Below are 13270 nucleotides of genomic sequence, written 5' to 3'. Positions count from 1 at the left end.
TCACCTCGGACTAGATGGTATGTTTAAGCCAATTTCGCTGTATATAGGGTTGAGATACACTCGTGCTAGGCGGAGTAATCATTTTATTTCTTTTATCGCCTTGGTTTCCATGATTGGTTTAACCCTTGGCGTTGCTGTCCTCATTACAGTGTTATCTGTCATGAATGGTTTTGATCGCGAATTAAAAACTCGTGTTCTAGGAATGGTTCCACAAGCCACTGTTTCTTCTACTCAAATTCTAACAGATTGGCCTGAGCTTGTAAAAAAAGTTGAGCATCATCCGCATGTCACTGGGGTTGCACCGTTTACCCAATTGCAGGGAATGTTAACTGCGCAAGGTCAAGTGGCAGGAATCATGGTCACAGGGATTGAACCAGAATATGAGAAAAAGGTTTCAATCATTCAAAATCACATGGTCTCAGGTGATTTAAATGCCTTGAAGAAAGGTGAGTTTGGTATTGTTCTAGGTAAGGACATGACCGATGCACTGGGTCTAGGTTTAAATGATAATGTGACTTTAGTGTTACCTGAAGCAACACCGTCACCAGCAGGTGTGGTGCCTCGCTTTAAACGTTTTAAAATCGTTGGTATTTTCAGTGTAGGTGCAGAAGTGGATTCAATGGTGGGTTATATCGCCTTGAATGATGCTTCTACTTTGTTACGCTTACCTGATGGTGCGCAAGGCGTACGTTTGAAACTGGATGATATTTTTGCTGCGCCAAAAGTGGCCAATGATATTGTCAGCCAGCTGCCAAGTAATTTCTATGCATCGAACTGGACTTATACCCATGGTAATTTGTTCAATGCGATTCAAATGGAAAAAACCTTAGTTGGTTTATTACTGGTGCTGATTATTGTCGTAGCCGCATTTAATATCGTTTCCTCATTAGTCATGGTCGTGACTGATAAAAAGTCTGATATTGCAATCCTCCGAACCTTAGGCGCGTCACCTTCGATGATTACCAAAATTTTCATGGTACAAGGAACTGTAATTGGGGTGATTGGGACCATTGCAGGTACGATTTTAGGTGTTACGTTGGCGCTTACAATCAGCGATATTATTTCTTGGTTTAATACCGTCTTAGGTTTGAATCTGTTTGATGCTTACTTTGTTCATTACCTGCCTTCATATCTCAGATGGCAAGATGTGGTTGTGATTGTAACGGTATCTTTGTTATTAAGTTTCTTAGCAACAGTTTACCCTGCATTGCGTGCAGCGAAAGTTCAACCTGCTGAGGCGTTACGTTATGAGTAAGATTGTCTTAGAAGCAAAAGATATCTACAAGCATTTTGATGATGGTAGAAGCAAAGTTGAAGTGATTAAAGGTTTATCACTTCAAGTGAAAGCAGGTGAGTTTGTCTCGATTGTCGGTTCAAGTGGTTCGGGTAAAAGTACACTACTGCATGCGTTAGGTGGCTTAGAGCAACCTTCACAAGGGCAAGTGTTTTTACAAGGACAGCGTTTTGATAATTTAGGTGAAGCTGAACGTGGCTATAAACGTAACCAATATTTAGGTTTTGTTTACCAGTTCCATCATTTGCTGCCTGAGTTTTCAGCCCTTGAAAATGTGGCAATGCCATTAATGATACGTGGTGAAAGCAATTTTAAAGATGTGAAAAAGCAGGTGGAATACCTACTGGATCGTGTCGGCTTATCTCATCGTATGGATCACAAACCAGGTGAATTGTCTGGTGGTGAGCGTCAGCGTGTGGCATTGGCACGTGCGTTGGTGACTCGGCCTGCGGTTGTTTTAGCAGATGAACCGACGGGTAATCTAGATCGTAAAACAGCGCTCAGCATTTTCGAATTACTGACAGATTTGAAAAAAGAGCTGAATATGGCCATGTTGATTGTGACCCATGATGAGCAGTTGGCACAGTCGGCTGACTCTGTTTTGCATATGCAAGATGGTTTATGGCTTGATCAATAATAAATATTTTGAATAAGCCCTTGTTAAAGCCCTGAAAACGGGCTTTAATTTTGTCTTTAGAATAATTAAAAAATTAATTTAGTAAAATGCTAAAAATTATTTTATTGGGCTGGATTACAGGAATTGCCTTTATGGGGCTGGACCTTCCTTTTGTGGCTACCACATGGTGGATGTGGTTGGTTCTCGCAATTTCAGTCCTTGCTTATGGGTTTTATGACAGACGACTATATTCTAATAATCCTATTTATAAAGCGCTGATTTTAATCAGTGTTGGTTGGGCATTATTTTGTACTGGCTTTCATTATGCCGATACAGCCTTAGAACAACGGCTGAAGTTTAGAGAAGTAAAGGCGCAGCCATTTGAAGCAGTTGTTTATATTAAAAAATTAGATGAGTTAAGCGATGAAGGACAAAAACAAATCGCTGAGGTACTCAATCGACATGAGCAACCAGTGGATTGGTTTCTTTATCTGAGTAAGGAAAAACAACAAGCGATTCAAGAACAAATTTTAGAGTTGGGTCATTATTATCGAATTGAAGGCGTTATCAAACCTGCACATAGTTATGCCGTTGCAGGTGCTTTTGATAAGGAGAAATGGTTTTTACAACAAAAAGTGATGTCGGCATTTTCGGTAAGACATATTCAGCCATTGAGTCGCGATGAAATTTATCGCCTAGGTTATCAGCAGCATCTTAAGCAGCAACAAAGCCTTCAAGCAATGTTGTTATTAAAAATTGAGGCCATGCGACTGTCATTTCGAAACATGTTTCAGGCTTCGGGGCTTCAACATAAAGGTTTACTTCTCGCATTGTTGACAGGGGATGAAAGTCTTTTATCAACTCGTTTAAAGCAACAATTTCAACAGTTGGGGATTTCACATCTATTGGCGATTTCAGGACCTCATGTGCTGATTTTTGCGTTGCTGTTGACATGGCTACTGAAGAATATCGTACAGCGTTACTGTCCAAAATTATATTTATGGCAACCGCGACAGATCTTGCTGTTATCGCCCTTTGTACTTAGCGTATTACTTTATGTGATCTTTGTCGGTTTTGAAATTCCAGCAATAAGAACATTTTTAACTGTCATCATTGCAAGCCTTTTTCTATTATTTCGTCAGTCGATTCAACCCTTATCGCTGTTGGTTTATAGTGCCAGTTTGTTACTTATCTATGATCCATTTAGCATTTTATCGGCTGCATTTTGGCTGTCTTATGGGGCGTGTTTTATTTTGCTGCGAATCTATCAAACTATTCAACAAGTACCGCAAGAATTGATTCTGACACCGGCACAAAAACTGGTTTTGACCGTCAATATTTTCATTGAATCACAGTGGAAGATCTTTATTGCACTACTGCCATTGCTGCTGATATTTTTCCAGCAAATTTCTTGGGCTGCGCCACTAAGTAATCTCATTGCAATCCCATTACTCAGCGGCTTGATTGTTCCCTTGGATATCATTGCAGCTTGTATTTGGCTGCTGATTCCTGCATTCGGGCAGTTTTTGTTTCAGTGTAATGATGTGCTGTTATCCGGTTTAATGTGGCTGCTAAATATACTTCAACATTTTTCACCCAGCTTATATGGTGTGAGTTACACACCTTTGATGATGTTGAGCTTAATTGTTGGTTTGATCATTTTATTTATATCTAGGGGAACAATCCCAAAGATGTGGGCTGGGATTTGTTTGTTGCCAATCATGTTAGGAGTAAAAGCTCAACCTACTATCTTGAATATCCTTGATGTAGGGCAAGGGCAATCGATCTTTTTACAGCATCCGCAGCAGACTTTGATGATTGATACTGGCGGTTCTTATGATGAAACCAAATTTAGTCTAGGTGAACGGGTGGTGATTCCCTTTTTAAGGCAGCAGGGCATCCGCACATTGGATCACGTCATTTTGTCCCATTTAGATCAAGATCATAGTGGTGCATTTCCCTCTATTCAAAACGCGTTTGATATTAATCAGGTTCAATCTAATGAACGGGGCGAGATGCCGTTCAAAGATAATTTTTCATTGTGTCGGCAAGGTCAAAATTGGTCTTATTCAAATCTAAAAATACAAATTCTATCACCCGATCTGGATGGTTTAGCACTTGCAAAACATCAGAAAAATGAACAGTCCTGCGTGCTATATCTGCAATTCCTCAATGCTCAACCTTATCAAAACTTTCTAATTATGGGTGATGCGGGTTGGGAAACCGAATATAAGCTATTACAGCAGTATCCTGACTTGAAAGTGGATGTACTAGTACTTGGTCATCATGGAAGCAAGAATAGTTCTGCATATGATTTTTTGGCAGTTTTAAGACCCAAACTGGCGATTGCCTCAGCAGGGTTTGATAATCGTTATGGCCATCCGAGTCGAGAGTTGCAAAGTCGTCTTCATGCCTTGAATATTCCTTTGCTGAATACAGCACAGACAGGCAGTCTGAGTTTTGTATTTGACCACTACACAGTAGAGTTGAAACAACAGCGCCAGCAGCGGAAATGGCTGCGACGAGAATAGCCTAAGTAGTTTCTCTTTGTTGTGCTTGCTGACGAACTTCTGCCACTTTTAACAGGGCTTCTTTTTCATCAATATCGTAGATTTTCTTTAAATCAGGGTTAGCCCGAAAACGTTTATAGCTCCAGTGATAATGTTCTGGATAACGTCGAATCAACTGTTCGAGTGTCTGATGAATAATTAAAGTCCCATCTTCTGCTGTACCTTCATAAATCTGAGGATTGATTGGTTCGATGTACATATCGAAACCATCTTGATCATTTCTTTTTGTATAGATGAGGAGGGCCTTCGCCTTGGTTTTTTGAATCAGTTTGGCACTGAGACTGCTAGAGGCAAGCGGAATACCAAAATAGTTGATCATGTCACCGCCATGGTCAGGGGTGTGGTCTGGTAAAATGGCCGTTGTTCCGCCTTGTTTCAAGGCCTTAAATATCTGTCGTACCCCACTTTCATCTGTAGGAACTAGATGGGCTTGTTCGCGACTACGTGCATCACGGACAAACTGGTCAGCATCGGGATTTTTAACTGGTTTATAGAGGATTGTCATTTGAGTGTATTTTGATAACCATGAGTTCATGACTTCCCATGTACCAAAATGAGGGATGACTAATACTAAACCTTTCTTTTCTGCGACAGCCTCATAGAAATAATGTTCACCCTGAATGCGATGAATACTTTTGATATTTTTTTCATTTGTTGAACCCCAAATACTCAAAAACTCGAAATAAGAGGTCAGTTCGTTCTGAATAGCTTGTTTGGTAAGTTGTTGTCTTTGTTGTTGTTCCATTTCAGGAAAAGCAATTTGTATATTCAATCTGATAATTTTTGAAAGCTTGGACAGCGGAAATGTATTGACTAAGGTGGCAACCAGGCGTGCAAAGAACCGTCCCAATTGAATTGGTTGACGACTAATAAGCTTGATAAGACGATAATTTGAACTGGTTGTTTTGGGCTGAGTCATGTATTAAAAGTTAGAAAAATTACAAAGGGAAGTATAAAGCAAAAAATAATTATAAGTTAAGACAAGTTATTTAAACAGTTTTGTGTAAATCCACGTATATAATAAAGCCACTTTAAAATATATTGGATTGGAATCTTATGTCCGATTGGCCACCAAAACCACAAAATGAATCTACAAATAGTAATAATGTGACAGGCAAAGAATGGCAAATTTTAGAAAAAGCTGTTTTAGCTTCTGTTGAAGAACAACGCCGTAGTCGTCGTTGGAGCATTTTTTTTAAATGCTTGGGCTTTGCGTATTTGCTGATTGTATTATTGGCAATGACCAAGAGCTGTACCTCGTCATCTGATAAAGCAACAACCAATATTAGTAGTAATCACTTAGCTGTTGTTGATATTGTGGGAACCATCGATTCATCTGCAGGTCAGTCTACAGTGAATAGTGAAGATACCAACAAAGCTTTAAAACGTGCATTTGAAGCCAGCGGCAGTAAAGCGGTTGCGTTAAATATCAATTCACCTGGCGGCTCACCAGTACAGTCTGATGAAATTTGGCAAGAAATCCGTTATCTGAAAAAACAACATCCAGATAAAAAAGTTTATGCCGTAATTGGTGATATGGGTGCATCAGGTGCGTATTATATTGCTTCAGCAGCAGATGAAATCATTGTGAATCCATCAAGCTTGGTCGGTTCAATCGGTGTGATCATGCCGAATTATGGCTTAAGTGGATTAGCACAAAAGCTGGGGATTGAAGACCGCACACTTACTGCGGGTAGCAATAAAGACATTTTAAGTATGACTAAACCACTTGATCCAGCACAGAAACAACATGTGCAGTCAGTGCTTGATAATGTGCATATTCATTTTATTAATGCAGTGAAAGAAGGGCGCGGTAAACGTTTGAAGTCAAATGACTCAGCTATTTTCTCAGGATTGTTCTGGACAGGTGAACAGGCTGTTGCTTTAGGTGTTGCTGATCGTAGTGGTAGTTTGACGACATTGATGCGTGATCTAAAAATCGAGCAAAAAGTGGACTATACGGTACAACGTAATCCATTAGAGTCAATCTTGGGACGCATGGGGGCACAGCTTGGTGCAGGTATTAGTAGTTCGCTTGCGGCACAGCTAGAAACTCAACAGAACGCAAAAATACAATAATATTTCAAAAAGGGTTGTGTTCATCACAACCCTTTTTTTATTCTAAAAATAACTGGACAGTTATCCTTTTAATTTGCAATACATATGTAGAGTAGGATAATTGACCAATCAGTGAAAATAAAAGACAAGCTTATGAAACCTTTGATTCATTTTGCCCATGCCAATGGTGTTCCATCTAAAGTTTATCAAAAGCTGTTTGATCAATTAAAAGATCAATACGACATTATTTATGTGGCAGAAATTGGAAATGACAAACGCTATCCAATTACCCATGGCTGGACGCACTTGGTCGATCAGATTATTGATAGCATTGTGCAGCAAGCACAAGGGCGTAAAGTAATTGGCTTGGGGCACTCTTTGGGTTCAGTTTTGACACTGATGGCTGCTTATCGTCGTCCGGAGTTATTTTCACAAGTCATCATGCTTGATCCACCACTTATTATTGGTAAAGCATCCTTTGTTTTTCATCTTGCTAAAATCTTTAAGCCGAAACTGGTGGATAAAATCACCCCAGCTGGTTTGTCGGTACGTCGTCGTGATCACTGGGATTCGCGCGAACAAGCTGCGGAACTGCTAGGTTCGAGAGGTTTTTATCAGTACTTTGATAAAGATTGTTTCCAAGCCTATATTGATCATGCTTTGACTAACGATCCGCAAAATGGTGGTGTAACCCTTACTATACCTAAAGATGATGAGGTGGCAATGTTTAGGACTACACCATCCATGTGGTGGTTACCGATGCCAAAACCACCAGTACCAGTGCATCTAGTCGTAGGTCGTGACAGTATTTTCTTAAAGGAAAAGTTTCCGCAAGTGGCGAAAAAGAAATTGGGTATTCCTTTTTCCGTAATGGATGGTGGACATATGTTCCCATTAGAGCATCCGATGGAAACAGTAGAGAAAATTAAAAGTTTAGTCGTTTAAATCAATAAAAAACGCATCCTAGGATGCGTTTTATTTTTTAGAATTGTGCAAACTGAATTGGCCGTTCTAAAGGTTTCTGATTGAAATAGGCTTGACCATTCTGCCAGGTCAGTTGACCTGTACAGAACCATTGTGCAACTTGAGGATAGATAAAATGCTCAAGTTCATGCACGCGTTGCGCCAAGCTTGTTACAGAATCATGCAAACCAACTTGAATTGCCGATTGCGCAATACTTTGTCCAGCATCGAGTTCGGCTGTGATAAAATGGACGGTACAACCATGCAAACGATCACCTGTATTTAATACACGTTGATGTGTATTCACACCTTTATAGAAAGGCAGCAGAGACGGATGAATGTTTAACATTTTACCTTGCCATTTGCTAACAAAGCTTGGTGTTAAAATACGCATGAAACCAGCAAGAATCACTAAATCTACTTGCCATGCTAACAATTGTTGATGCATAGCATCGTCAAAACTTTCTCGATTTGGATAATCTTTATGTGAAATAACAGCGGTCGCAATATTGGTTTCCTCAGCACGTTGCAATGCATAAGCATCTGCTTTATTCGAGAGTACACCAATGATTTGCCCTGACAGATTTGCATCTATCAGGGCCTGTAAGTTGCTACCGTTGCCAGAGACAAGGACAGCAATTCTCATTATGCAAAGATCACGCGAATTTTTTCGTCTGCGCCTTCAACTGATTCAGCATTTTCTTGGATATAACCAATTTTCCATGCTTTTTCGCCTTGGGCATTTAAGAGATCAATGGCTTTGTCCGCTTCACTTGCATCAACCGCAATCACCATGCCAACGCCACAGTTAAAGGTACGATACATTTCAAAACGTTCTACATTGCCTTCACGTTGTAGCAATTGGAATAACTCAGACCATTCCCAGCTAGATTCATCAATGACAGCTTGAGCACCATTGGAAGTACACGTGGTAAGTTACCAGGTAAACCACCACCAGTAATGTGCGCCATGGCATGGACATCAACTTGTTTGCAAAGTTCTAATACTGGTTTTACATAAATACGTGTTGGTTCCATTGCAACATCTGCAAGTGGGCGACCATCAACGATTTGAGTTAAGTCTACATTCTTAACATCTAGGATTTTACGCAGTAATGAGTAACCATTTGAGTGAGCACCGCTTGATGCAACACCAAGAAGTACATCACCAGACTTCACTTTAGTCCCATCAATAATTTTGCTGTGCTCAACCACACCCACTGCAAAACCAGCAAGATCGTAATCTTCGCCTTCATACATACCAGGCATTTCAGCAGTCTCACCGCCAACCAATGCACAGCCAGCTAGTTCACAACCTTTACCAATACCTGTCACTACATCTGCTGCAACATCAACATTCAAATGACCAGTTGCATAGTAGTCAAGGAAGAAAAGAGGTTCTGCACCGCAAACGAGTAAGTCGTTTACGCACATTGCAACAAGATCTTGACCGATGGTATCGTGACGATTGAGGTTTAACGCTAAACGTAATTTTGTACCTACGCCATCTGTTCCTGAAACCAATACAGGTTCTTCATAACCTTTTGGAATTTTGCATAGGGCACCGAAACCACCAAGGCCGCCCATAACTTCAGGACGAGTGGTGCGTTTAGCGACAGATTTGATACGATCGACTAATGCGTCGCCCGCTTCAATGTCGACGCCAGCATCTTTATAGCTTAAACCAGTATTTGGGGTAGAAGTTGAGTTGCTCATAGTGAAGTCTCCGCAGTGGCGGCAGATTATAACCTGAATATACGAAACTCTTATGTTATTTATGCTCGAAAATGCTATCTTTAATTAAATTTTTTTTCTTTTATAACGATTACACAAGAAAAGGCTAGATTTTATGCAAGATCAGGTACTACGTCGTATCTTTATCATCGCTGGGCTCGCATTATTTCTTTGGGTGCTCTATCTATTGAAGCCCATTGTGATTCCTTTTGTAGGTGCTTTTTTTATTGCCTATTTATTTAGTCCACTGGTCGATGTTCTTGTAAAAATTAAATTGCCGCGTTGGCTGGCCATCAGTATCGTATTTATTGGTATTGGTGTGACCTTGACCATGGTTTTGTGGTTCCTTGTACCGTTGATCTGGAAGCAATTAATGTATGCGCGGGATAGTATTCCTGCGGGTATCCATTGGATTAATGCAACTTTCTTGCCGTGGGTATCACATACTTTTAATGTTGTACCCATGGAAATTGATACAGAGCAGATTACCAAAGCATTGATGGATTATATTCAGACTAATTATAGTGCTGATAGTATTCAAACCATGGCATTAAAAGTTGCCCAATCTGGCTTGAACTTTATCCAAATTGGTGGGGTCGTTATCCTGATTCCAATTATTTCATTCTACTTCCTGCTAGACTGGGAGAGAATGCTGCAAAGCTTTAGACGTTTAATTCCACGTCCTTATGAAGCTTCAACTTTAACAATCGTTCGTGAATGCCACAGTGTGTTGGGTGCCTTTGTAAAAGGCCAATTCCTTGTAATGCTTTTATTGGGGATTGTTTATGCGGTTGGATTACAACTAATTGGTCTAGAAGTCGGTTTAATCATCGGTATGATTGCTGGTTTGGCAAGTATCATTCCTTATTTAGGTTTTGGTGTCGGAATTATCGCTGCCGTGATTGCAACATTGTTCCAGTTTGGGTTGGACTGGACGCAGCTTCTTCTGGTTGGAGTTGTGTTTATGATTGGGCAAATGGTTGAAGGCTATATTCTTCAACCATTCTTGTTGGGGGATAAAATTGGCTTATCTCCTGTAGCTGTTGTTTTCGCTGTATTGGCAGGCGCGCAGTTGGGTGGTTTCCTCGGTATGTTGATTGCATTGCCTGTAGCTGCTGTCATTGTTGTGCTATTAAAACATGCCCGTGATAATTATGAGAAAAGTCCCTTATATGGATTACCTGCTGAAGTTGTTTTAGCAGAAGGTGAAACTCAGCATATAAATGTTGAAACTAGTCATGTAGAGCTTGATATTCAAATTAAAAACTCTCAAGATACAGATACTTCAAACTCGAATGACTTAAAGTAATTGAGGAACTCATTAAATATATGCGTCAACTACAACTGGATATAGAACCACAACTCGATGCTCGAATCAGTGATTTTTCGGGTCCGGGTTGGGGACCTGTGGTTGATGCAGTCAGACAGTTACATGCAGGCTTAGTCAGCCGATTTTATGTATATGGTGGTGCTGGTACGGGGAAGAGCCATTTGCTTTCGGCAATTTGTGATTCATACCTAGAACTAGGCCGACCAGCAATTAAGGTCTCGTTATTAGAATTATTAGATGCGCCGATTGAAGCGATTACATCGTTAGAGTTTTATGATTTAGTTGCTCTAGATGATATTGACGCGATCAGTGGGGTTCCGCATTGGCAGAAGGCCGTTTTTCATTTAATGAATAATCATGAAGGACAGTTGGTCTTTTCATCTCGTGTTGCGCCAATCGAACTTAAGCTTGAATTGCCAGATTTACAATCTAGGTTAACCCAAGCCGTTAGTGTCAAAGTACCCAATGGTAGCTCGTATATCGATCGACAAGCTTTATTGCAATCGGTGATGACGCGTCGAGGGATTCATTTTGATCAACAAATTGTAGATTATCTACTCAGTAATGGACCGCATCAGGCATCAGTATTATTACAAACATTGGCTCAACTTGAGAAAATGCTAAAAGGCGAAAAAACTAAGCTTTCAAATACAACACTTAAGCAAATTTATGCCTTGATTGATGAATATCGCCAATAGCATAAAATTTCTTGAGTAATTTCGAGAGCTATGACAAAGTACGCACAAAGGAATGTGGTTGCAAACACCTAGTTTGTAATACGAAGAAAAATGAAAAAAGAAGGAGATCGGTATGCTCAAACGGACGCTTGCCTGCGCTTTATTTGCGATTACTGGACACGCATATTCTGCGGATATTCAAGTCACGACGTTACTCGATGAAGAGAATTATACCGGTTGCTCGTTACGAAATGCTGTAGAGTTTTTGAATCAAAGAAGTAAAAAAGAGTTTGAGAATGGTTATCACGGATGTGGTAGTAAAGATTCTTCTTCTGTGATTATTTTAAAGCGTAATCAGACTTATCAGCTGAACTCAGCATTAAATATTAAAGCTACAACAACTATTCAGTCAGAAGTAAGTACTGACTTTAACAGTACTAAAGGGCTTAATAATGCGACAATTAAGATGGTTGGAAAGGATCGTCTTTTTGTTATTGATGATGGTGATGTAGAAAAAGCTTTAATGGTCGTTAACTTTATAGAATTAGATCTGCAAGGTTCATCTACTAAAGTAAATGATGGGGGTTTAATTCTTAATCGTGAAGCATTATCAATCCAATATTCTAGGTTAGCGGGTGGTTTAGCCAATAAAGGTGGCGCAATTTATAACGTTGGTACTTCTGCTGATGTTAAAAATACTGCTGGATATGTTGCGATTAATAACAGTATCTTACAAGGAAATAAGGCTGATCAGGGTGCGATCATTTATAGCGAAATGCCAAGGTATGTGATCACACAATCTGTGATGCGTGATAATGAGGGGGCTGCAGGCCCAGCAGGTGCATTACTATATGTGCAAGAGGGACTTAATAATGACACAATAGGTGGAGCATTATTAACGGGCTTCGCTAGCATAAAAAATAGTACTATTTTTCATAATAAAGGTGGTTATGTTGCTAATATTCGTGAGGGTATGACTCTCAATAATAATACGATTATTAAAAATGCTGCAGGATTATATTTACAGTCGTTAAAGTGGAAGGTGACTACACAAACAGATGTAGATGGTGTGAAAAAAGATGTAGTAAAAGAGTATCCAAGTGCTTATATATCGAATAGTATTATTGTTTCGAATGGGAATAATGATTTTAGTAGCACATCCGATGATACTAGTATTGTACAAAGTAATTTTACAACATCTGAATGTAAAGGCTTTGAAACGACTAAATGTTTACCCAATGTAATCTGGAATCAAAATGATCCAGAGCAAAAATTGATTGCTGGTGGTACAAACGATGAAGGCTTGTGTGCAGCCCCACCTGCCAAAGGGTTACTTTGCCCATATTACACACCAAAAGAACAAATGTTAGGTTTTTTTAAACCACGATTATTAACATCTTATTTAAGTGCGGCTGACTCTCCGATAGTGAATAGAGGGAGAATTTATAGTGATGGAACAACATATAGTTTAGCGGCCTGTGAAGGTTCTGATCAACGTGGTAAGAAACGCAGTGGACTTGATGAGCTATGTGATTTGGGCGCAGTCGAATTACTGATTGATCGTAGCAATATCCCAACCAATGGTATGGATCTTCTTTATAATCAAATTGCAAAATTTAGTATTGTTGATAGTTTGGCTGATGGTGAACTACTTGATCCGGTTTCATGCGAAGCAAAGTTAGGTAAGCGTGCTGATGGGCAACCTTGGCAACCAGGTTGTTTAGAAATCGTTCAGAATCTTCATATACCTTCAAAAGGTAAGTTGACTCTAGATCAAGATGGCAATGTGACATACGTTCCTTATAGCAATTGGCATGGACAAGACATGTTTAAGTTAAGGGTTATGACAACGATCACACGTTTTAACGATGCGACTAGTTATTATATTGATATTCCGACAAATATTGATCAAGCTCCACCCAATGATTTCCAAAGTAAAACAGTAAATGTTGGTAGCTTTGGTGTGGGGGCGATTTTAATGTTATTAGGGTTAGTAGGAATACGCCGTTTTAAATCGTAATCAGGGATG

10 protein-coding genes and 1 pseudogene are annotated in these 13270 nt (G+C 39.7%); 8 read left to right on the top strand and 3 right to left on the bottom strand.

All coding sequences use genetic code 11. The features are described from left to right. Nucleotides 1-19 precede the first annotated feature (19 nt). The 3 genes from FPL17_RS08320 to FPL17_RS08310 all read left to right on the top strand — a co-directional run bounded on the left by FPL17_RS08320 (nt 20) and on the right by FPL17_RS08310 (nt 4441). On the top strand, nt 20-1255 hold the full coding sequence (locus tag FPL17_RS08320) for a lipoprotein-releasing ABC transporter permease subunit (RefSeq protein WP_005211449.1): 1236 nt from the start codon (nt 20-22) through the stop codon (nt 1253-1255). Beyond that, nucleotides 1248-1931, top strand: coding sequence for a lipoprotein-releasing ABC transporter ATP-binding protein LolD (gene lolD, locus FPL17_RS08315; RefSeq protein WP_159884435.1), 684 nt, complete (start codon nt 1248-1250; stop codon nt 1929-1931). Before FPL17_RS08320 ends, lolD begins: the two co-directional genes overlap by 8 nt. An 86-nt stretch (nt 1932-2017) precedes the next feature. After that, nucleotides 2018-4441 carry a DNA internalization-related competence protein ComEC/Rec2 gene (locus tag FPL17_RS08310; RefSeq protein ID WP_159884433.1) on the top strand — a complete coding sequence of 808 codons (2424 nt, stop codon included), beginning with the start codon at nt 2018-2020 and terminating at the stop codon, nt 4439-4441. A 1-nt stretch (nt 4442) separates the two neighbouring features. On the opposite strand, the gene FPL17_RS08305 is transcribed toward FPL17_RS08310, so the two are convergent. Further along, nucleotides 4443-5399 carry a lysophospholipid acyltransferase family protein gene (locus FPL17_RS08305; RefSeq protein WP_159884431.1) on the bottom strand — a complete coding sequence of 319 codons (957 nt, stop codon included), beginning with the start codon at nt 5397-5399 and terminating at the stop codon, nt 4443-4445. Between the two features lie 137 nt (nt 5400-5536). Between FPL17_RS08305 and sppA the strand changes: the two genes are divergently transcribed. Together sppA and FPL17_RS08295 are read left to right on the top strand one after the other, a co-directional pair. Beyond that, complete coding sequence (sppA, locus tag FPL17_RS08300; protein ID WP_159884429.1) at nt 5537-6559, top strand: signal peptide peptidase SppA; 1023 nt, start codon at nt 5537-5539, stop codon at nt 6557-6559. Nucleotides 6560-6691: 132 nt separating this feature from the next. Continuing rightward, entirely contained in the window at nt 6692-7483 is a 792-nt protein-coding gene (locus tag FPL17_RS08295; RefSeq protein ID WP_159884427.1) for an alpha/beta fold hydrolase, read from the top strand. Nucleotides 7484-7520: 37 nt separating this feature from the next. On the opposite strand, the gene purN is transcribed toward FPL17_RS08295, so the two are convergent. Together purN and purM are read right to left on the bottom strand one after the other, a co-directional pair. Beyond that, nucleotides 7521-8150 (bottom strand): phosphoribosylglycinamide formyltransferase, encoded by a 630-nt coding sequence (gene purN / locus FPL17_RS08290; protein WP_171519540.1) that lies wholly within the window; start codon nt 8148-8150, stop codon nt 7521-7523. Beyond that, a pseudogene (gene purM / locus FPL17_RS08285) lies at nt 8147-9216 on the bottom strand (phosphoribosylformylglycinamidine cyclo-ligase). The gene purN and the pseudogene purM overlap by 4 nt, the downstream one beginning before the upstream one ends. A gap of 133 nt (nt 9217-9349) precedes the next feature. On the opposite strand from purM, the gene cxpE reads away from it, so the two are divergent. From cxpE to rbtA, 3 genes are all read left to right on the top strand, one after another. Beyond that, nucleotides 9350-10543: a chloramphenicol efflux transporter CxpE gene (gene cxpE / locus FPL17_RS08280; protein ID WP_151714763.1), complete on the top strand. Its 1194-nt coding sequence runs from the start codon at nt 9350-9352 to the stop codon at nt 10541-10543. Nucleotides 10544-10563: 20 nt separating this feature from the next. Continuing rightward, entirely contained in the window at nt 10564-11262 is a 699-nt protein-coding gene (hda, locus tag FPL17_RS08275) for a DnaA regulatory inactivator Hda (RefSeq protein ID WP_005151777.1), read from the top strand. A 112-nt stretch (nt 11263-11374) separates the two neighbouring features. Further along, the gene (gene rbtA / locus FPL17_RS08270) at nt 11375-13261 is read left to right on the top strand and encodes a rhombotarget A (protein WP_159884423.1); all 1887 of its coding nucleotides are present in this window, start codon (nt 11375-11377) and stop codon (nt 13259-13261) included. Nucleotides 13262-13270 lie beyond the last annotated feature (9 nt).

Origin of the sequence: Acinetobacter dispersus, assembly GCF_009884975.1 — a bacterium.
GTDB classification, from domain to species: domain Bacteria; phylum Pseudomonadota; class Gammaproteobacteria; order Pseudomonadales; family Moraxellaceae; genus Acinetobacter; species Acinetobacter dispersus.
The sequence above is the reverse complement of the archived record's forward strand: the minus strand, read 5'-3'. Positions and strand labels throughout refer to the sequence as shown.